Below are 21,645 nucleotides of genomic sequence, written 5' to 3' on the forward strand. Positions count from 1 at the left end.
GTCCTCCTAAACTTCAGTGATGCTGATGGTTTGTTTAACAGCAGCAATTTTATCGGCAGTGGCAAGATCCTTGGAAAAGGCAGTCGCAGAACCGCACGCGATACCGACCTTGAAACTTTCCAAGGCGTCATGGGTTTGGGCAAACGTTCCGGTAAAGCCTGCCAGCATACTATCACCGGCACCGACCGAGTTGACGGCCGGCTGCTTTGGAACTGTCCCGAGCCAAGCATGATCGCGTTCAATCATCAGGGCCCCGGCACCAGCCATCGAAATCAAAACGTGCTGTGCCCCTTGATCCAATAAGCGGCGACCAGCCTTAATAATGGCATCATTGTCGGCATACGGCTTGTCGTTGAATAAGGCTGCGAGTTCATGGTGATTGGGCTTGACGACCAGTGGATGATCCGGAAGCGTGTCCAGCAGTGCCTGGCCGGTAGTATCAATAACAAAATCGGCTTGATGCTCGTGGATGGCCGGAATTAAGTCACGATAAAAAGTGGCCGGCAGCCCTTGTGGCAAACTGCCAGACATCACGACGACATCGCCGGCTGCGAGTTTGGCTAGTTTTGCTTTAAAGTTGGCAATTTCATCATTGGTAATGGTTGGCCCGCTTGCGTTGAGCTCGGTTTCCGATTCAGCTTTGAGTTTGACGTTAATTCGGGTATCACCTTTGATCTTCGTGAAGTCACAAGGCATCGCGATGGCATCGAGTTGTTGTTGAATAAAGGTGCCGGTGAATCCGCCGAGAAATCCCCAAGCAGTTGTCGGCAAGCCAAGTGTCTGAAGAATTCGACTGACATTAATGCCTTTACCGCCTGGCAGCTTAACCGCGTGAGTCAAACGATTGACAGCACCGAGATCAAGCTGTGGTAATTCGATGACATAGTCAATCGAAGGGTTGAGCGTAACTGAATAGATCAAGAATGAACCTCCTTAATATTTTGAAACCGGTGGTAACCTGCTGGTAGTGCTTGCAGTGAACTGGTTAAGATCGTAACGTCGCCGATATCGGCAAATTTAACGAAACTGACCTGTTCGAATTTACTTGGATCCGCAAGAATCATCGGTTGACGCGCTTGATGAATCGCCAAGCGCTTGATCACGGCTTCTTCCGGATCAGGTGTGGTGTTCCCAAACTCAGGGTGAATACCATTCGTGCCGATAAAGGCGATATCGAAACGATAATGATGAAGTGCTTCTGCAGTGGTCGCGCCAATAAGCGCTTTGGTTGCTGATTTAACCATGCCACCAAGCATCAATGTCGGAATTTGATAATCCGCCAGTAAAGAGGCATTATCAACACCGGTCGTGATCACCGTCACCCCAAGGTCAGCCAGAAAAGGGATGAGTTGGGCTGTCGTTGTCCCGGCATCCAGGAAAACTAGATCATCCTGTTCGACTTGGTGGGCTGCGGCGCGAGCAATAGCTTGTTTGGCGCGTAAATTTTGGGTCGACTTGCTGGCCACATCGGGTTCGTCGCCAAGGCCGTTAATTCGTTTGGCACCGCCGTGAATCCGTTTAAGTTCGCCCGCTGCTTCAAGTTCGTCCAAATCTCGCCGAATGGTTGATTCTGACGCATCCAAAGCCGCCATTAACGCTTTGGATTTGACGACAGTATGCTGTTGTAACTGGCTAAGAATGTATTGTCGCCGTTCTTCTGTAAGCACTTTCGTTTCACCTCGCTCTTCATTATACTGATGAAACGTTCAAAATCAACCTAAAGCCGTTAAAAACATTCACAACGGTCAAAAACAGGCGTGTTTCAAGGGACTTTGCACTTTTTTCATTTGTTGTGCTTAAAGTACTTGTCCTACTGTCTGACGTGGTAAAATGAGAAAGACATGCGATCTGCTATGCGGATGGCGGGTTAACGGGTATAATTATAAATTATGTTTTTTCAGAAAGGGGATCGCCAATGTTTGTCGATCAGGTACAAGTAGAAGTTCAGGCGGGCAAAGGCGGTGACGGCATGGTCGCGTTTCGGCGTGAGAAATTCGTGCCGTTTGGCGGCCCGGCTGGAGGTGATGGTGGCCGTGGTGGTAGTATCATTTTATATGTCGATGAAGGGTTGCGAACCTTGATGGACTTCAGATACCAACGCCACTTCAAAGCGCCAGCTGGTGGCAATGGCCAGGGTAAGTCCATGTATGGGCGGGCAGCTGAAGATCGGCGGATTGCCGTACCGGCAGGAACCACAGTCACCGATGCCGATACCGGCGAAGTCCTCGGTGACCTGACGAAGCCGGGGCAGGAACTGCTTGTTGCCAAAGGCGGTCGTGGCGGGCGCGGTAATATTCATTTTGTGTCACCCAAAAACACTGCGCCGGAAATTGCCGAAAATGGTGAACCCGGACAACATCGCTTCATTAAATTGGAGTTGAAAGTCCTCGCTGATGTCGGCCTGGTTGGGTTCCCGTCAGTCGGCAAGTCAACTTTATTGTCGGTGGTCACGCAGGCTAAGCCCAAGATTGCCGCGTACCAGTTTACGACATTAGTGCCAAACCTTGGCATGGTCCAGCTAGACGACGGCACCGATTTTGTCATGGCTGATCTGCCGGGTTTAATTGAAGGTGCCTCACATGGTGTCGGCCTTGGTATCCAGTTCTTGCGGCACGTCGAGCGGACGCGGGTTCTGTTGCATCTGGTTGAAATGGATCCGGAAAACGGCCGCGAGCCGCTGGAAGATTATGACCAGATTCGTCGCGAACTAGGTGCTTATGATGAGAATATCTTAAAGCGACCGGAATTAATTGTTGCGACGAAAATGGATCTGCCAGGCGCAGATGAAAGATTTGCTGAGTTTAAAGCAGCTTTGCTCAAGCGTGGCATTGACCCAGCCAATATTTTTGAAATTTCCAGTCTGACGCATCGCGGGGTCATGCCGTTAATGCATCGCACCGCGCAAGTGCTGAAAACCGCACCACAATTTGAACCGAAACAGGAAACCGTTAAAACCGCCGATTACAAGTTTGCTCCCGAACCGGCCTTGAAGGTGACGCGGGATAGCGATGGCACCTTTGTTTTAACCGGTGAAAAAGTGGAACGCGCGTTTAAGATGGCGAATCTTGATCACGAAGATGGCGTCATGCGGTTTGCGCGGCAGTTACGGAGTATGGGTGTTGACGATGCGCTGCGCGAAGCAGGTGCGCAAAGCGGCGATTTAGTTGCGATTGATGATTTTACCTTTGAATTTGTTGAATAATCTCCAGTGAACTAGCTGAGAGCAGTAATCTTTTTAAAGAATGGTGGGGCCTCAATTGAAACAGACGCGTAGACGAAAGCGCCGGTATATTCATGGATTTGACGGTTTACGGACAATTGGTGTCATTGGTGTTATCCTGTATCATTTGCGTCCCGAATTATTTCGGGGTGGTTACCTAGGTGTCCCGATCTTCATGGTTGTGTCCGGTTATTTAATTACGGATGGCTTATTGATCGAGTTTAATCGCAATGGGCGAATTGATTTTAAGAGTTTTTTCATTCGGCGATTTAAACGTCTTTATCCGGCACTCATTACCGTTTTGTTTGGAACTGCAGCTTATATCACGCTTTTTTCGCAAAATCTCCTGCACAATCTGCATATGATGGTGTTGACCAATTTACTTTATGTCTATAATTGGTGGCAGATTTTGAACGGTCAGTCTTATTTTGCGCGCTATGCTAACGGCGAATCACCTTTCACGCATTTGTGGACGCTTTCAATCGAAGGGCAGTATTATCTGGTATGGCCATTTTTGGTTTTAGGCTTGCTGCTATTAGTTAAAAACCGGCATCAGATTGCCAATATTGTCTTGATTTTGGCGGCAGCCAGCGGCGCGTGGATGGCCATCTTATATATGATGACCGTTGCGCACACGTCACCTGCTGCCTTTGATCCGAGCCGATTGTACTATGGTACCGACACACGGGCGTTTTCGATTTTGCTCGGTGCCGCCTTAGCGTTCATTTGGCCAAGCGGTCGGCTTTCGGAGCATTTACCGCGAAAGTGGGTGGTTAGTCTCGATTTAATGGGAACGGTGAGCTTCGTTGGTTTATTAGCCATGGTCTTCACGGTTGACGCCCAAAGCAGCTTTCTTTATGAAGGCGGCATGGTGCTGTTCTCCATTTTGACGACGATTCTGGTTGCGGTTGTTGCCCATCCGGCGGCGCATTTTGATCGCCTGCTGAGTAATCCATTGTTTAGCTATATCGGTAGTCGCAGTTATGGCTTGTACCTTTACCAATTTCCAGTCATGATTTTCTGGGAGAATCGTTTCCGCAACATTGCCGATCATCCGGTTTTGTATCCGGTGATTGAAGTCGTCTTAATCGTGGCGATCTCCGAGGCTTCGTATCGGTGGATTGAGCAGCCAGCGGCGCATTTTGACTATCATAAAACCTGGGCGTTTATCAAGGGGTTGGCCGATCCGAAGAAACGTATGGGCAAGGCGCGTTGGATCAGCTATGCAGCGTTGGTCATTCTGGCGATTGGCAGTGTTGGTTTAGCCAAGGCACCATCAGCTAAGGCGGTTGGCGACGACTCGCCGCTGGCCAAACAACTTAAGAAACGCGCGGAATCGCCTAAGGAAAAGGCCAAGCGTCTGGAAGCCATGCGTTCTAGCTTAGCCGAAGAGCGTAAAGAAGCCAAAAATAAAACTGAACAAAAATCGCGATCCCGTGCACAGGAGTCGAAGTATGCTTCGCAAGCCAAGGCCCATCCGGTTAACCAAGAGTATGAACAATATGGCTTAACCCAAATCGAATTGCAACGGGCCCAGGATCTGGGATTAACCGCGATTGGCGACTCAGTCATGCTTGACGGACAAGAGGGCCTACAGAAGATTTTCCCTAAAGCAGTGATTGATGCGGCTGTATCTCGGCAAATGATCAATAGTATTGATCTGGTTCGCAGTTATGCGGAAAAAGGCGTGTTAGCGAACGTTGTGTTAATCGGTTTAGGCACCAACGGCCCATTTTCCGACGAACAGCTTGCTCAGATGATGCAGGCGATTGGTCCGGATCGGCAAGTCTTCTGGATTAATGTGCGGGTGCCAACGCGGGCATGGCAAAATGATGTCAATGGCAGGTTGGACGCTGCGCAAAAGCAATATAAGAATCTGACGGTGATTGACTGGTTCCGTAAATCTGATGGACATCCTGATTGGTTCTACAAGGATATGGTGCACATGAATCCAACAGGTAACCCGCAGTATGCGGCGTTTATTGCCAAGACCATTTTGGATAAAACCAAACAGTCAGCTGATTAACATTTTATTGAAGCTGGCGTCAACTAAACTGAGTTCCGGTAAGAGGTTGGAAAGCCAATCGTTCTTATCGGAACTTTCTTTTGCCTGTGCGCCGCTTTGCCAAAGCTAAGCAGCGTTATCCGCGATCAAACAAGGATAATTCTGCAGGACTTGTGGTAGACTACAAAGTGAAGTTTGACAGAATAGGAAGTATGGTATGGAAATTCAATTTTTGGGTACAGGCGCCGGTTCGCCTTCCAAAGTTCGCAATGTCAGCAGTCTGGCTTTAAAGCTGCTTGACGAACGCAATGAGGTTTGGCTATTTGATGTTGGCGAAGGCACCCAGCATCAGATTCTGCAGACCACGATTAAACCGCGAAAGATTGCCAAGGTGTTCATCACCCATTTGCATGGCGACCACATTTTCGGGTTACCGGGGTTTTTGGCGAGTCGCGCTAACCAAGGCGGCACTGATCCGCTCACGATTTACGGGCCGCCTGGCATTGAGGATTTTGTTAGAACCAGTCTGAAGGTTTCCCAGAGTCATTTGAGTTATGCCTTAAAGTTTGTGTTGCTGCGGCATCCGGGAACGGTTTTTGAAGATCAGACCTTTAAAGTCAGTTTCGACCGACTTGACCATCGCATCACCAGTTTTGGGTTTCGGGTTGAGGAAAAGCCACATCCGGGTGAGTTGCTGATTGATAAGGTCCGGGCCTCTAAAATTCCGTCTGGACCGGTTTATGCCGAGTTAAAGGCAGGTAAACAGGTGACGTTGCCCGATGGCCGGACGTTTGACGGTAATGATTTTATCGGGCCAGCACAACCGGGCCGGATTGTGACTATTTTTGGCGACACCAGAAAATGCAGTCGCGCGTTGCCACTAGCAGCTGGTGCAGATGTTCTGGTTCACGAGAGTACTTTTGGCCCGGACGAAAGCCAGTTAGCCAAACAGTACTATCATTCAACCAATATTCAGGCTGCCGAGTTAGCCAAGCGCGCCGGTGTCGGCAAGTTGTTGCTGAATCACATTTCTGCGCGGTATCTTGGCCCCGGCGTTGCGATGTTAGAAAAAAGTGCCCAGCGTATTTTTCCCAATACCCACGTGGTGAAGGATTTTGAAGAAGTTAATATTCCGTTTGCCAGTCCCCAGTTGACGTCGGCGGGATCCGTTCAATAACCGGTTTTGTCAGCAAGCGACAATGGTGATTGGCTGAAAAGCAGTGCAAGCTTGAAGTGACAGTGGCTTAAGCGTGATTGGAACAGCAAAGCGTACAAGGAGGGAGCAGCATCGTGAAACAACACCTAACAGTAGTTATTTCTGGCGGATCAGCCGGATTGGGTAAAGCAATTGGGTTGGAAGCCGCCAAAAAAGGGGCAACGGTGGTTTTCCTAGCCCGTAGACGTGACAAGTTGCGTCAGGCTCAAGCAGAGGCAAGTTCACTTTCTGGTCGGCCAGCGTTTGCTTTTCCGGTTGATGTGGCTGATCCTGTCGCTATTGAAGCCGTCGTTGAGCGCATTCATGCCACCGTCGGATCTGTCGATGTGTTAGTCAACGCAGCCGGTTTTGGTCATTTTGAGAATGCATTTGACACGGATATGCACTTGGTTGAACGCATGTTTCGCGTGAATGTTTTGGGAACCATGTACTTAACCAAGCTGCTGGGACGCGACATGGCGATTCGTGGTCAGGGACACATCATCAATGTCTCATCGATGGCTGGTAAAATTGCCACACCCAAGTCAGCTATTTATTCGGCGACAAAGTTTGCAGTGGTGGGTTATAGTAACGGACTGCGACTGGAATTGAAGCCATTTGGGGTCAATGTGACAACCGTTAACCCGGGACCGATTGCAACCGACTTCTTCAAATCGGCCGGCGCATTGGACTACTTGGCCAGCGTTTCTTGGCTGGTATTGGATCCCGATAAACTGGCGCGGCGAATTGTTGCAACATTTAACCATCCGGTACGGGAAATCAATACACCTCGGTTGATGAATCTGGGTGCTGACCTGTATACTTTATTTCCACATATCGGCGATTGGTTAGCAGGCGGTTTGCTGAACAAAAAATAAAGGGGTGGCTTGAATGAAGGGTCAACAGCGATTTATTATCGGATTGGTACTTGCATTAATTTTAATTATTTTTGCGTTGCTAAATGGTCAAGGCGTTTCGGTTAACTTTTTTGGGATTCAGTTGGAGTGGCCATTGATCGTGATCATTGCGGTTTCTGTGTTAATCGGCGCGGTGGTCACTTGGCTCATTTCAACCAGTGCCGTTGCCAATGCCAAAAAACAGATTCGTGAATTGCAGCAGCGCATCACTGAATTGACGAAGGCAAACAAAGCCGAAAAGCCAGCACCTAAACCGGTTCAGGCACCTAAGGAAGAGCCAGTTGATTCAACGAAAAAATAACGACAAAACGCGGATGATGCGATTCGCGTTTTTTATTCGATAATGTTTGACCTTTACTGACCAATATCGTAAAGTGGATTTGAAAACAATAAACAGTTAATGAACGGTTATGGAGGGATACGTGGATGAATCCAGATAATTTTACCCAAGCAGTTGCCGAGGCTTTAGGCGCTGCGCAGCAAATTGCCCAAGTGCGGCATCATCAAGAAATTGACATTCCGCATGTCATGAAAAGTCTAGTCCAACCTAATCAGTTGGCTGAGCAGATTTATCGTGAAGCCGGCGTGAATGTTCAAGGACTGAATGCAGCCATTGATGCGGCCCTTGAAGCTGAGCCAGTCGTGGAAGGCGCCAGTACTTATGGCCAGAGTATGTCCCAAAACCTGGCCCAATTACTGACAGACGCCAACACCGTTAAAGATGAGTTCGGTGACACTTACATTTCAACCGAGGCACTGTTACTTGCGCTTTATCAGCAACGCTATAACACGATTACCCAGTACTTACTCAACGATGCTAAAGTCGATGCCAAAAAGTTGCGTCAGGTGATCGATAAGATCCGTGGCGGGGAAAAAGTGACTAGCAAGAATGCCGAAGCCAACTACAAGAGTCTGGAGAAATACGGTACTGACCTCGTCAAAGAGGCTCGTAGCGGAAAAATGGACCCGATCATCGGTAGGGATGAGGAAATCCGCGATGTGATCCGAATCCTGAGTCGTAAAACCAAGAACAATCCGGTTTTGATTGGCGAACCGGGGGTCGGGAAAACCGCGATCGTTGAGGGCTTGGCCCAACGGATTGTTAAAAACGATGTGCCGGACAATTTAAAAAATAAAACGATTATTTCCTTGGATATGGGCAGTCTGGTAGCAGGTGCCAAATACCGTGGGGAATTCGAAGAACGGTTAAAGTCGGTTTTGAAAGAAGTCAAAAAAAGTGAAGGTCAAATCATTCTTTTTATTGACGAAATTCATAACATTGTCGGTGCCGGTCGCGCTGAGGGTTCCATGGATGCTGGCAACTTGCTTAAGCCGATGCTGGCGCGTGGTGAGTTGCATCTGATCGGGGCTACAACGCTTGATGAGTATCGCGAAAACATTGAAAAAGACAAAGCCTTGGAGCGGCGTTTTCAGCGGGTTCTGGTACAGGAACCAAGCGTCGAAGACACGATCAGCATTCTGCGCGGCTTGAAGGAACGATTTGAAATTTTCCACAAGGTACGAATTCATGACTCGGCGCTCGTGGCAGCCGCAACCTTGTCGAACCGGTATATCACGGATCGGTTCTTACCGGATAAGGCGATCGATTTAGTCGACGAAGCGTGCGCAACGATCAATGTCGAAATGAACTCCCGCCCAACCGAACTGGACGTTGCTGAACGCAAACAGATGCAATTGGAAATCGAACAGCAGGCGTTGAAGAATGAAAGTGATCCGGCAAGTAAGAAGCGCCTAGAGAACGCTGATGCCGAACTGGCTAACTTGAAGGAAAAAACCAATAAGTTAAAGGCGCAGTGGGAAGCAGAAAAGAAAGATATCCGGCAGCTCAACGAGAAAAAGTCGGCGATTGACAAGGCTAAGCATGAACTAGAAGATGCCCAAAGCCGTTATGATCTAGAAACCGCGGCCCGCCTACAACACGGCACGATCCCCCAACTTGAAAAAGAGTTGCAAGCTATGGAAAACAACGATCGGCCCCAGTCCTGGTTAGTGCAGGAAAGTGTGACTGAAAATGAAATTGCGGCAGTGATTTCAAGGGAAACCGGCATTCCAATTGCTAAACTGGTTGAAGGTGATCGCCAAAAGTTGCTGCATCTGGCAGATAATTTACACAAACGCGTTATTGGCCAGAATGAAGCAGTCACCGCAGTTTCCGATGCGGTTTTGCGTTCGCGTGCCGGGTTACAAGACCCAAGCCGTCCGCTGGGCAGTTTCCTTTTCCTGGGGCCCACAGGTGTCGGGAAGACCGAACTTGCCAAAGCGTTGGCTGAGGATTTATTTGATTCGGAAAAGCACATGGTCCGCATTGATATGTCAGAGTATATGGAAAAAGCCAGTGTTTCAAGGTTGGTTGGTGCCGCGCCGGGTTATGTCGGCTATGAACAAGGCGGGCAATTGACAGAAGCGGTCCGGCGTAATCCATATACGATTGTGTTGCTGGACGAAATCGAAAAAGCCAATCCGGATGTTTTCAATATCTTATTGCAGGTGTTAGATGACGGACGCTTAACGGATGGGCAAGGCCGGACGGTTGATTTTAAGAACACGATTATCATTATGACCTCGAATCTGGGTTCGGAGTACCTTTTGGATGGGGTTCAGGCTGATGGCACCGTCAGTCAGCAGGCAAAGGATCAAGTACGTCAATTGGTCAACAAGGCCTTCAAACCGGAATTTTTGAACCGAATTGATGACATTATCATGTTCCATCCACTCTCACTGGATGATGTTAAACAAATTGCCGTTAAAGATTTGCATCAGTTGGGAACCCGGTTGGCCGATCAGCAGATCACTTTGGATATTACGCCAGAAGCCCAGACCTGGCTGGCAGACAAGGGCTACGATCCGGCATTTGGCGCTCGGCCGCTGCAACGTTTGATTACCAGCGCCGTTGAAACACCATTGGCCAAAGAGCTCATTCGCGGCACCATTGAACCCGGTCAGGAAGTCGTGATCACTGTTGTCGACGATCAGTTGCAATTTAAAGCAAAGCAGGTCGCAGCCAAGGCGTAAGCTTGTAACAACTGAATTATTCTGTAAAGACAAACAACTGAATTATTCTGTAAAGACCCTTGCCTTGACGCCGCTTTTCATGTATGATTAGCGTTGCTGTGACAGAACAAGTTTCTGTCCACGCGTGATGATGATCGGACTTGCATTTTGATCATCGACCGTATAAAGTAGTTTAGAAATCTTACTAAAAAAGGGGTTTTCCGCTCATGGCAGTTCCAGCACGCAGAACGTCAAAGACCAAGAAGCGTATGCGCCGCGGTCACATTAAGTTGAATGTGCCTAACTTGCAATTCGATGCAGCAACCGGCGAATACCGCGTTTCCCACCACGTTTCACCTAAGGGTTATTACAAGGGTGCACAAGTGGTCAAGAAGTCTGACGATAACGCAAATGCATAACAAAAAGCCAACACACATCATCGGTGTTGGCTTTTTTGTTGAGCGCGAACCGGCGCGGTTGGAAGCCGGAGCATAAGTGACCTCGCCCTAAATGGCTGGTCTTTGGCCATTTAGGTGCGAGGTCCTTATGTGCAGGCTTCTGCGCCGGTGAGCGCGTTATAGAAAGCGAAAGTCGACGACACATTTGCCCACAATAGAACATTGCTTCCCGTTAACGTTATTTTGGCCATTTAGGTCTGAGGCCCTTACACACAGGCTTCTGCGCCGGTGATCGCGTAACCAAACGCAAGAACCGAAAAAACACATGCATAGATAGCACCCTATAAATAATCAGATCTTTAGAAATTAAATAAATACAGGACAAATAGCATAGTAGATATTCAACTATTGAACCAGTGAACATTTGGTTATCAAAACTAACTGTCATGATATAATGTAGCTAAAACGAGGTGCAATATGGCTGATAACAAAAAATTTGCTGACTACCTGCGACAACTTCAAGAAGCACAGTTTCCGCGCTGGGCCGATTTACCCCAATTTGATCTTTACATGGATCAGGTTATTCAATATGTGAATGACATTGTATCACCGCTTGGTTTTGGTGAGATCACATCGACCATGGTGAACAATTATGTCAAAAAAGGGGTGATTAAGGCGCCAATCAAGAAAAAATATCGCCCAGAACAATTGGCGAATATTTTAGTGATTGCGATGTTGAAACCGGTTTTTGCATTGGACATGATTGCCAAGGGGATCCGCTTTGCCAAAGAAGGTCGGCCAGTCGCTCAAGCGTATGACACCTTTATCCTTACATTTGTCAGTGCCATTGAGCAGGCAAACTCAGATTTTAATGATGCCTTGACCATTAACCGGGTTAATAAACCAGACACCACGGCGACTCAGCATGCAGTGGTGACATTAGCGATTAATGCGGTTTTGCAAAAGCTCATGGTTGAAAAAATGCTGGAACTTGAAGAAGAACCGGCGCCGAAGGAAGGGAAAAAGGCATGAAACTCACGATATTGTCAACCAGCGATACCCATGGTTTTGTTCTGCCGACTAATTATGTTAAACGCCAGCAGGACCTGCCTTTCTCCCTTACCAAAGCCAAAACGATTTTGGATGCGCAAAAAGCTGCTGCCCCAGGTCCGGTTTTGACGATTGAAAATGGCGATTGGCTGCAAGGCTCGCCATTAGCGTATTATGTCGCCAAGATTAGTCGCCAGCCGGAGCAGCTTACACAAATTTACAACGCGGTTGGTTATGATGCGGGCATCATCGGCAACCATGAGTTTAACTATGGTGCCGACTATTTACGGCAAGCGTTGGCAACGCTGAATTATCCAACGTTGAATGCGAATATTACCCGTGATGGTAAACCCACTTTTGGTGCTCCTTATCAAATTTTTGAACGGGACGGGGTCAAAATTGCTGTTCTTGGCTTGACAACTTCCTATATCCCGCACTGGGAGGCACCTAAAAATATTGCCGGGCTTCAATTTCAGGATGTAATCACGACGGCGAAGTATTATGTGCCGCGTTTACGACAGCAGGCAGATGTTGTCATTGTGGCCTATCATGGCGGTTTTGAGCGGGATTTAAGAACCGGGCAGCCTACCGAACGCTTAACTGGTGAAAATGTGGGTTATGCGTTGACGCAGATTCCTGGAATCGATGCGTTGATTACGGGCCATCAACATCGCCAGTTGGCCGCAACTGTTAACGGCGTTCCGATTACGCAACCAGGCTATCGCGGCGAAGCAGTCGGTAAAATCACTTTAACCCTGACCCCAACTGCAACTGGTTATCAGGTGACCGATAGCAAAGCGGTTTTGGTTAAAGCCGGTGCTTCGGCTGCCAGCGAAGCCATTGTGGACGTTGCCAAGCCGCTCAATCAAGTTGTCGAGACTTGGCTTGATCAGCCATTGGCAAAAGTCCAAGGTGACATGCGGATTCGGGATCCGTTTGCGGCGCGGGTGCATGAAACCCCTTATATCGAGTTTATTCAGCGAGTACAAATGGCCAGTACCGGCGCCGACATTTCCGGCACCGCCTTGTTTAATAACGAAGGCCGCGGTTTTGGTGCGACCATTACGATGCGCGATGTCGTGACCAACTATATCTATCCTAATACACTGGCTGTCTTGCGCTTGACGGGTGCGGATCTTAAAGCCGCATTAGAACAATGTGCGACCTACTTTTCATTGACTGCTGATGGTCAGTTGACAGTGACACCGCGATTCGAGCGTCCTAAGCCGCAACATTATAATTATGATATGTATCAGGGCATCGATTATACGTTGGATATTCGCCAGCCAGTCGGTCAACGCGTGACCAAACTGACGTACCATGGGCAACCAGTGATAGCAGCGCAAACTTATGATGTTGCCGTCAACCAATACCGGGCAGCCGGTGGTGGTAATTTTGCTATGTTTGGACCGGAAAAGATTATTCGCGAAAATCAAAAAGATATGACCGAATTGATTGCTGATTATTTGAAGGTTCATCCGACTTTAGAAGCAGTGGCAGATCATAATTTCACCGTCTTGCCGTCAATGTGACACTGAGTCATATTTTGCTTGTCAAGTGCCCAGTGAACGCTTATGCTGATGGACGTCATTAATTGAGATCAAGTGAAGGGAATGTTCCGTCATGAAGTTTTGGAAATACGGTCTGATTGGTCTATTGGCATTATTGCTGGTAGGCTGCGGACAGCAATTAAGCACCACAAAAACAACTTACGGCCGTGATGGGCTAGTTGCAACGGTCAAGGGCAATGCCAGTGGCGTCAAACGCGTCAGTTACACCAGTGACGCTGGCAAAGGAAGCGTGCCGGTTAACAGTGGCACGTTTGTCATCGATGTACCGATCACCGATAAGGCACAGAAGGTTAACCTCAAGGCGGGTTCACTCAAAACTAATGTTACTGTTAAAGCAGGCAAGTCATTGGGGAATTACGCCGATATTGCAACTAAATTCAATCAGATGCTGGCAGTATCGAGTCTTTCAAAAGCTGATCAAGCTAAACTGAAACAAGGGCAGGCAGCAGCGGCTGCGCTCCAAAAAAATGCGGCTGGCATGACCCCTGCAGAAAAAATGGCAGCTGCACAACAGGCACAGGCACTTAAAACGCTGATGGCTCAGGCAACGGCCAATACAAAGGCAAATCAATTGCCTACAACGGCCAAAACTGGCATTCAGTCCATCTTAAAAACCGCTGATATCAATTATCGCGCGAGTGTTGCGCATGGCAAGGCAATGGGCTTTGCTGTTATTGTGCCGTTAGCGGTTCTCAAGGACAGCAAGAAGATGCAGGCCTTCGCAACTGATTTCGGGCTCCTCAGTACGGCGGTCGGTGCCAATGCCAAAACCGTTTTCTCTCACTTCAAGAAACTGACAAAAGATGCCAAATCTAAGAACAACGCCACAACGATTAGTACGATTAAGAGCAACGGTGTGCATTTTGACGTTGGCTATTCAACCACCGCTTTGTACCTTTACGTCACAAAGTAGTTCAACCAAAATTGTTGAATGGCTGGTTCCACGCGCACTGATCATGTAGTTTGGGGCCCAACTGAACATCGAAATTTAGAGATCATGAAAATAGCACCTGAGGGCAGCCAATACGAAGGCCGTCTCCAGGTGCTTTTTTGGGATACTGATCTGTCAAGCGTGTTCAATTGGCACGTTGTAGTTTAATGTTCTGGTTTTCCTGCTGACTTGGCAAAGTGCTGCATAACCGGCGGGAAGAAAAATAAAATCACGATGAAAATAACACTAACGATCGCGCTTGTTTTAGGATCGTAACTGCTGCCGCTCAAGGCGCCGACCAGGAAGCCGACAACTTGGCCGAGGATCAGGCCCCAGACGATGGTAGGTAGATACCGCATGAAATCCCTCTTTTCTGTCGTCATCTTACCACGACTCTTGATGAAATCAACTGAAATTGTGACAATTTTCAGTATAATAGGGGTGAGGTGGCAAGATGACGTTTACCCAATTACAGGTTCATAGCAATTATACCCTATTACACAGCCCATTGGCACTGCCTGATTTGATTCAGGCAGCCAAAACAAGGGGTTACACGGCCATTGCCTTAACCGACACCAATGTGGTTTACGGTCTGGTCGAGTTTTATCGCCAGGCAAAAGCTGCAGGGCTAAAGCCGTTGCTAGGCATGCAGATTGATATTGACGATGCCCGCTTGTTAGTCATTGCCGAAAACAATACGGGCTATCACCAACTCTTGAAATTATCGACGCAAATCATGCTGGCGAAGACACCGGTTAAGTTTGCTGATTTATTACCGCTGACTGGGTTGGCCGCCATTGCGCTGCCGGATTCGCCATTTGCGGAGGCTGTTACGACGCATCACGATGAGCAGGCAATGGCGTTTTTAACGGCTTTAAAAGCCAAGCAGCCGGCGTCGGTTTATGTCGGTGTGGATGAGGCGCATCTTGACAGTGCTATTCCGGCGTTTATCGCAGCGCACCAGCTTGAACCGCTGGCATTGGGCAATGTTCTTTATCGTGACCCAACCGATGCCTTTACGCAAAAAGTCATGGTTGCCATTGATGAAGGCAGCCAATTAAACTTTCGTGATCCGGTTTTAACCGATGCCGGTGAAGCTTGGTTAAAACCGCCAACAGACGCTGCTGCACCGTTTGCAGCGGCTGGGCTACAGACAGCGGTGGATCATACCGCTGACATTGCTGCCCGTGCCGATGTCACCATTGACTTTAAACAGCCTCAGCTGCCGCATTACCAGACGCCGGATCAGATACCGTCGAAAGATTATTTGACCAAACTGGCTAAATCCGGTCTTGACGCTCGTTTTCATGGCCAGCCGATTCCAGAAGCCTACCAGAAACGTTTGCAATATGAGCTGCATGTCATTATCGAAATGGGCTTTGCCGATTATTTTCTGGTGGTTTGGGATGTGATGAATTATGCGCACAAGGTGAACATCATGACCGGCGCCGGACGTGGCTCGGCGGCTGGCTCGTTAGTGAGTTATGCGCTGGCCATTACCGAAGTCGATCCGATTGAATATAATCTGCTGTTCGAACGATTTTTGAATCCGGCACGGGCGCAGATGCCGGATATTGATCTGGATATTCCAGACAACCGCCGCGGCGAGTTAATTCAGTATGTGCACGACAAGTATGGCGAGAATCACATGGCTCAGATCATTACTTTTGGAACATTCGGGGCCAAGCAGGCGATTCGTGATGTTGCGCGGGTATTTGGCTTAAGTCAGTTTGAAAGTAACACATGGAGTAAGGCAATCCCTAATTTGTTTCACATTGATTTGAAGACAGCTTATGAGCAAAGCCAGCCGCTCAAGAATTTGGTTGCCGACTCACCCAAAAACCGGATGCTTTTTCAGACCGCACTGGCTTTAGAAGGGCTGCCGCGGCATTACTCCACGCATGCGGCGGGTATCGTGCTGTCAGAAGAGCCATTAACCGATACCGTGGCCTTGCAGCCCAGTGGTGACGGACTCGAACAAACCCAGGTCCCCAAGGATGACGTTGAAGCGTTAGGCTTGTTGAAAATGGATTTTCTGGGACTGAAGAACCTTAACATTTTGGCTGCTGCCAGCCATTTTGTGGCGCGGGATACCGGCAAGCCGTTTGATCCCAAGACCATTCCGCTGGACGACAAACCGACGTTAAACTTGTTTGCGCGAGGCGATACCAATGGGGTTTTCCAGTTCGAGTCGTCTGGCATCAAAAATGTCTTGCGAAAATTGCACCCGACTGCATTTGAAGACGTCGTTGCGGTTAATGCCTTGTATCGACCCGGGCCAATGGAAAACATCGACACTTTCATTGCTCGCAAAAACGGCCAGGAGCCGATCGCTTACCCAGATCCGGCGCTGACCGAAATCCTCAAGCCGACCTATGGCGTGCTCGTTTATCAGGAGCAGGTCATGCAGGTTGCCAACGTTATGGGCGGCTTCAGTCTTGGCGAAGCGGACTTGTTACGACGAGCGATGAGCAAGAAAAAGTCCGCAGTGCTGGCGGCAGAGCAGGACAAGTTTATCGAAGGTGCCGTTAAGCAAGGCTTTCCTGAAGAAACAGCCAAAACCGTTTACGCCTACATTGATCGGTTTGCAAATTATGGCTTCAACCGTTCACATGCTGTTGCGTATAGTAAGGTTGCCTTTTGGCTGGCTTATTTAAAAGTTCATTATCCGGCAGCGTTTTTTGCCGCCTTGATGAATGCCAGCATGAACAATCTGCCAAAACTGCGTACCTACGTTCAAGAAGCCAAGGCCCGGAAAGTCGGTTTGCTAGGCCCTGATATTAATGCCAGCAATGGCGGTTTTAAATTAAGCCAAGGAAAAATTCGTTTTGGCCTGTTGTCCGTCAAAGGGATGCGCCGCGACTTTAGCGAAGCCATTTTTACCGCCCGTCAAAATGGCCCGTTTAAAAACTTACGCGATCTTTTACAACGATTGGATCCCAAGTGGTTAAAAGCTGACAACTTTAAATCATTGATTCTTGCCGGGGCATTTGATACGTTTGATGCGAATCGGGCGCAAACGCTAGCCAATCTGGACGAGTTGATTAATTCTGTTAAATTGGCAGGCAACGACGTCGGGCTCTTTTCGATGTTGGCGCCTAAAACAATCAAAGTGCCGGAAATGTCCGCCAGTGAGCGGCTTGAAGCCGAAGCGGAGGTTCTTGGGGTTTATCTATCCGGACATCCGGTTGATAAATATGCGCCGTTGAAAACCCAATATACCTTGGTGAGCGTCAGCGATCTGGAGGAAGGGCAGACGGTGAACATTTTGCTGCTGGTGCGGCATATCAAACGAATTCGGACGAAAACAGGTAAACCGATGGCCTTTGTGGACGGCCAGGATGCAACCGGCAATGTGTCACTGACAGTTTTTCCGAACCTGTATCCGACGATCGAAGACTTAACCACGGATATGGTGGTATTCGTGAACGGGCGCGTGGAAAAGCGTCATGATGATTTGCAGCTGGTGGTAAATCGGATTCAGGATGCACAACCGTTATTAGCTAGCCTGCCAAGTGCCGAATTATTCATTCGGCTGGACGCGAAGGATACAGCTTTGCGAACCGATTTACTGAAAAAATTGCAAGCCGCTCATGGAACAACACCTGTTATCACTGTGGACACTGCTACTCGTGAAAGTATTTTGTTAGACAAGCGTTACTGGGTCAAGGCTGATACAACATTGGTAGAAGCCCTGAAGTCACAGTTCGGCGCCAACAATGTGGTCCTAAGAACGCGGCAGGAGTCCTAGAGAAAATTGAAAAATGTTCTCATTTTCAAGGACTTTGTTTCAGAAAAGTGGTAAACTCAATGAGTATTTGTGGTAGGACATATCGCAAAAGAATATGCATGAGGTGAAATAATGAAACGCATTGGTATTTTGACCAGTGGCGGCGATGCACCAGGCATGAACGCTGCGGTCCGGGCTGTTGCTCGCAAGGCGATGCATGAAGGCCTTGAAGTATACGGCATCAATTATGGCTTTGCTGGATTAGTTGCTGGCGATATTTTTAAAATGAGCGAGTCAACTGTCGGCGATAAGATTCAGCGTGGCGGGACCATGCTGTACTCGGCACGCTATCCGCAATTTGCTCAAGAAGAAGGCCAGTTGCGCGGGGTTGAACAGCTGAACAAGTTCGGGATTGAAGCATTGGTTGTCATTGGCGGCGATGGTTCTTATCACGGAGCTTTGGCATTAACCCGCCACGGTTTCAATACGATCGGCTTGCCGGGAACGATTGATAACGATATTCCGTACACCGACTTTACGATCGGTTTTGATACTGCAGTCAATACCGTGGTTGAGGCGGTCGACCGGTTGCGTGATACCGCGGCTTCCCATGAACGTACCTTTGTTGTCGAGGTTATGGGTCGTGAGGCTGGTGACATCGCACTTTGGTCCGGTGTAGCCGGTGGCGCTGAAGATGTCATCATTCCGGAACACGACTTTGATGTTAAAAAGATTGCATCGAAGTTGCAAAGTTCACGTGAACGCGGTCAGAAGCATGCGGTTATTTTGCTTGCTGAAGGCGTGATGCATGCCGATCAGTTTGCCAAAGAATTGGCAGCATACGGCGACTTCCAGTTACGTGCAACGGTTCTGGGCCATATTGTCCGGGGCGGTGCACCATCCGCTCGTGATCGCGTATTGGCTTCACAAATGGGTGCTTACGCCGTTGAACTTTTGCTGGACGGCAAGGGTGCATTAGCAGTCGGCATTGAAAACAACAAGATCACGGCGCATGACGTCCGGACCTTGTTTGATGCTAAGCACCACGCTGAACTTTCGCTCTACACCTTGGCGGAAGAGTTAACATTTTAATTTCTGTAAACAAACGACATTAACGTCTGTTTAAATAATTGCAAGGAGCGATTTCACTTATGAAAAAAACCAAGATCGTCAGCACACTTGGACCTGCTAGTAACACCACTGACATCATCGTTAAGTTGATCGAAGCGGGCGCCAACGTTTTCCGTTTCAACTTTTCCCATGGTGATCATGAAGAGCACTTGGCACGGATGAAGATGGTTCACGAGGCTGAAAAGATCACGGGCAAGACCGTTGGTATCATGCTTGATACGAAAGGTGCCGAAATTCGGACCACGCTTGAGGATACCCCTGATGGCACGATCGAATTCCACACGGGTGATAAAGTTCGCATCTCCATGGATGCCAGTTTGAAGGGTACTAAGGAAAAGGTTGCTGTTACTTATCCTGGTCTTTACGATGACACGCATGTTGGCGGCCACGTTTTGTTCGATGATGGCTTGATCGACATGAAGATCACCGAAAAAGACGAGAAGAACCGCGAGCTTGTCACTGTTGTTCAAAACGACGGTGTTCTTGGCGGTAAGAAAGGTGTCAATGCTCCAGGCGTTGCCATCAATTTACCTGGTATCACTGAAAAAGACTCCAATGATATTCGTTTCGGTTTGGATCACGGGATCAACTTCATTGCTGCATCCTTTGTTCGTAAGCCTCAGGATGTTTTAGACATTCGTGAACTCCTTGAAGAAAAGAACGCGCTTAATGTTCAGATCTTCCCTAAGATTGAATCTCAAGAAGGTATCGACAACATCGATGACATCTTGAAGGTTTCTGACGGTTTGATGGTTGCTCGTGGCGACATGGGTGTTGAAATTCCATTTGAACATGTCCCGATCGTTCAAAAACGGTTGATCAAGAAGTGCAATGCTTTGGGCAAGCCGGTTATTACCGCTACTCAAATGCTTGATTCCATGCAGGAAAACCCTCGTCCTACCCGTGCCGAAGTAAACGACGTTGCGAACGCTGTTTTTGATGGTACGGATGCAACGATGCTTTCCGGTGAATCTGCTAATGGTGATTATCCGGTTGAATCTGTTGCTGCAATGGCCCGGATCGACGAATATACCGAAGCAGCGATGATGGATCAAGATGCATTTGCCTTGAAGGAATACAGCAACAAGAACATTACCGAAGCTGTTGGCCAAAGTGTTGCACACACGGCTCGTAATCTTGGCGTTAAGACCATTGTTGCTGCAACCCAATCTGGTTACACTGCACGGATGATTTCCAAGTATCGTCCGAAGGCTGACATTCTTGCCATTACCTTCAACGAGAAGACCCAACGTGGTTTGATGGTTAACTGGGGTGTTTACCCAATCATTGCCGACAAGCCTGCTAACACCGATGCCATGTTCGACTTGGCAACCAAGAAGGCTCAAGACCTTGGCTTTGCTAAGGAAGGCGATCTGATTCTGATCACTGCCGGTGTTCCTGTTGGTGAATCTGGCACAACCAACGTTATGAAGGTTCAACTTATCGGCTCCAAGCTGGTTCAAGGCTCAGGTGTCGGTGACGAATCCACGATTGGTAAAGCAGTCATTGCAAGCAATGCGCAAGAAGCTGCTGCTAAGATGCAAAAGGGTGACATTCTGGTTGTTAAGACAACCGACAAGGATTACCTGCCAGCAATCGAAAAAGCGGCTGCCTTGGTTGTTGAAACTGGCGGCTTGACCAGTCACGCTGCTGTTGTCGGCATTGCCATGGGCATTCCGGTTGTTGTTGGTGCTGAAAATGCTACCAGCGTTATCTCTGACGGCCAGATCATTACCGTTGATTCTCGTCGGGGGATTGTTTATAAAGGTGCTACCAACGCCCTTTAATCCGGACGATCAATTTAACATTGGTTTTCAGAAACTCCTGAGGAAACTCGGGAGTTTTTTGATGGCTGAAATGAGTTCTCATTTTAGCAATTAACTGCTAGCAAAAATGACTGGGGACTCGTCAGCGATGATCGGGTAGCTTATAATGAAAAGCAGTATGAATTGATGAGATGAATAGCAGGCAGCCGATGATCCTGATCGGCAAATGATTGGAGGAGCGCACCTGTGGAAAGTTGGTTATTTTTACTGGCCATTTTGATCATTGCGTTAGTCGGCAAAAATAAGAGCCTCGTGATCGGCGTTGCTGTCGTGATGGTGCTGAAATTACTGCCGCAAACACAGCATTTGATGAAGTTGTTGCAGAGTCAAGGCATTAATTGGGGTGTCACCGTCATTTCGGCTGCGATTATGGTGCCGATTGCGACAGGTGAAATCGGCTTGAAAGAGTTACTGCACGTGATTAAAAGTCCGGCTGGCTGGATTGCCATTGGCTGCGGCGTTTTAGTGGCAGTGTTGTCTGCCAAGGGTGTCGGTCTGCTAGCCATGAGTCCGGAAATGACAGTTGCTTTGGTTTTTGGCACGATTTTAGGGGTTGTGTTCTTAAAAGGCATCGCTGCCGGTCCGGTGATTGCTAGTGGTATTACTTATGTTATTTTGACAGCGTTCAACATACTGCCTGGACGGTAAGGCAAGTCGGA

17 protein-coding genes are annotated in these 21,645 nt (G+C 48.4%); 14 read left to right on the top strand and 3 right to left on the bottom strand.

Annotated features, from left to right (window positions below):
- Positions 1 to 6 precede the first annotated feature (6 nt).
- Together pfkB and LHUE1_RS12070 are read right to left on the bottom strand one after the other, a co-directional pair.
- Positions 7 to 921: a 1-phosphofructokinase gene (gene pfkB / locus LHUE1_RS12065; RefSeq protein WP_049169762.1), complete on the bottom strand. Its 915-nt coding sequence runs from the start codon at positions 919 to 921 to the stop codon at positions 7 to 9.
- Positions 918 to 1,667, bottom strand: coding sequence for a DeoR/GlpR family DNA-binding transcription regulator (locus LHUE1_RS12070; protein WP_213291540.1), 750 nt, complete (start codon positions 1,665 to 1,667; stop codon positions 918 to 920). Before LHUE1_RS12070 ends, pfkB begins: the two co-directional genes overlap by 4 nt.
- Before the next feature lie 248 nt (positions 1,668 to 1,915).
- Here LHUE1_RS12070 and obgE point away from each other — a divergent pair, with 248 nt between their 5' ends.
- From obgE to LHUE1_RS12120, 10 genes are all read left to right on the top strand, one after another.
- On the top strand, positions 1,916 to 3,202 hold the full coding sequence (obgE, locus tag LHUE1_RS12075) for a GTPase ObgE (RefSeq protein ID WP_277848238.1): 1,287 nt from the start codon (positions 1,916 to 1,918) through the stop codon (positions 3,200 to 3,202).
- Between the two features lie 40 nt (positions 3,203 to 3,242).
- A complete protein-coding gene (locus LHUE1_RS12080; protein ID WP_213291539.1) occupies positions 3,243 to 5,246 on the top strand; it encodes an acyltransferase family protein in 2,004 nt (667 codons plus the stop codon).
- Positions 5,247 to 5,442: 196 nt separating this feature from the next.
- Positions 5,443 to 6,402 (top strand): ribonuclease Z, encoded by a 960-nt coding sequence (gene rnz / locus LHUE1_RS12085; protein ID WP_049169766.1) that lies wholly within the window; start codon positions 5,443 to 5,445, stop codon positions 6,400 to 6,402.
- Positions 6,403 to 6,512: 110 nt separating this feature from the next.
- The gene (locus LHUE1_RS12090) at positions 6,513 to 7,298 is read left to right on the top strand and encodes an SDR family NAD(P)-dependent oxidoreductase (protein ID WP_049169844.1); all 786 of its coding nucleotides are present in this window, start codon (positions 6,513 to 6,515) and stop codon (positions 7,296 to 7,298) included.
- Positions 7,299 to 7,311: 13 nt separating this feature from the next.
- Positions 7,312 to 7,638, top strand: coding sequence for a LapA family protein (locus LHUE1_RS12095; RefSeq protein ID WP_010488491.1), 327 nt, complete (start codon positions 7,312 to 7,314; stop codon positions 7,636 to 7,638).
- A gap of 125 nt (positions 7,639 to 7,763) precedes the next feature.
- Entirely contained in the window at positions 7,764 to 10,370 is a 2,607-nt protein-coding gene (clpB, locus tag LHUE1_RS12100) for an ATP-dependent chaperone ClpB (protein WP_217774548.1), read from the top strand.
- Positions 10,371 to 10,576: 206 nt separating this feature from the next.
- A complete protein-coding gene (gene rpmF / locus LHUE1_RS12105; RefSeq protein ID WP_005686472.1) occupies positions 10,577 to 10,768 on the top strand; it encodes a 50S ribosomal protein L32 in 192 nt (63 codons plus the stop codon).
- A gap of 456 nt (positions 10,769 to 11,224) precedes the next feature.
- Positions 11,225 to 11,779 carry a DUF1836 domain-containing protein gene (locus tag LHUE1_RS12110; RefSeq protein ID WP_049169768.1) on the top strand — a complete coding sequence of 185 codons (555 nt, stop codon included), beginning with the start codon at positions 11,225 to 11,227 and terminating at the stop codon, positions 11,777 to 11,779.
- Entirely contained in the window at positions 11,776 to 13,329 is a 1,554-nt protein-coding gene (locus LHUE1_RS12115) for a bifunctional metallophosphatase/5'-nucleotidase (protein WP_049169769.1), read from the top strand. Before LHUE1_RS12110 ends, LHUE1_RS12115 begins: the two co-directional genes overlap by 4 nt.
- Before the next feature lie 91 nt (positions 13,330 to 13,420).
- Positions 13,421 to 14,281, top strand: coding sequence for a hypothetical protein (locus LHUE1_RS12120; protein ID WP_049169770.1), 861 nt, complete (start codon positions 13,421 to 13,423; stop codon positions 14,279 to 14,281).
- A 182-nt stretch (positions 14,282 to 14,463) separates the two neighbouring features.
- Here LHUE1_RS12120 and LHUE1_RS12125 read toward each other — a convergent pair whose 3' ends face one another.
- Positions 14,464 to 14,658: a YjzD family protein gene (locus LHUE1_RS12125; protein WP_010488470.1), complete on the bottom strand. Its 195-nt coding sequence runs from the start codon at positions 14,656 to 14,658 to the stop codon at positions 14,464 to 14,466.
- A 95-nt stretch (positions 14,659 to 14,753) separates the two neighbouring features.
- On the opposite strand from LHUE1_RS12125, the gene dnaE reads away from it, so the two are divergent.
- The 4 genes from dnaE to LHUE1_RS12145 all read left to right on the top strand — a co-directional run bounded on the left by dnaE (position 14,754) and on the right by LHUE1_RS12145 (position 21,634).
- Entirely contained in the window at positions 14,754 to 18,050 is a 3,297-nt protein-coding gene (gene dnaE, locus LHUE1_RS12130; RefSeq protein WP_049169771.1) for a DNA polymerase III subunit alpha, read from the top strand.
- A 111-nt stretch (positions 18,051 to 18,161) separates the two neighbouring features.
- The gene (gene pfkA, locus LHUE1_RS12135) at positions 18,162 to 19,121 is read left to right on the top strand and encodes a 6-phosphofructokinase (RefSeq protein ID WP_010488465.1); all 960 of its coding nucleotides are present in this window, start codon (positions 18,162 to 18,164) and stop codon (positions 19,119 to 19,121) included.
- 59 nt (positions 19,122 to 19,180) lie between these two features.
- Entirely contained in the window at positions 19,181 to 20,947 is a 1,767-nt protein-coding gene (pyk, locus tag LHUE1_RS12140; RefSeq protein WP_010488463.1) for a pyruvate kinase, read from the top strand.
- A gap of 225 nt (positions 20,948 to 21,172) precedes the next feature.
- Complete coding sequence (locus tag LHUE1_RS12145; RefSeq protein ID WP_010488461.1) at positions 21,173 to 21,634, top strand: DUF441 domain-containing protein; 462 nt, start codon at positions 21,173 to 21,175, stop codon at positions 21,632 to 21,634.
- Positions 21,635 to 21,645 lie beyond the last annotated feature (11 nt).

This window comes from Lacticaseibacillus huelsenbergensis (assembly GCF_029726355.1).
GTDB lineage: Bacteria > Bacillota > Bacilli > Lactobacillales > Lactobacillaceae > Lacticaseibacillus > Lacticaseibacillus casei.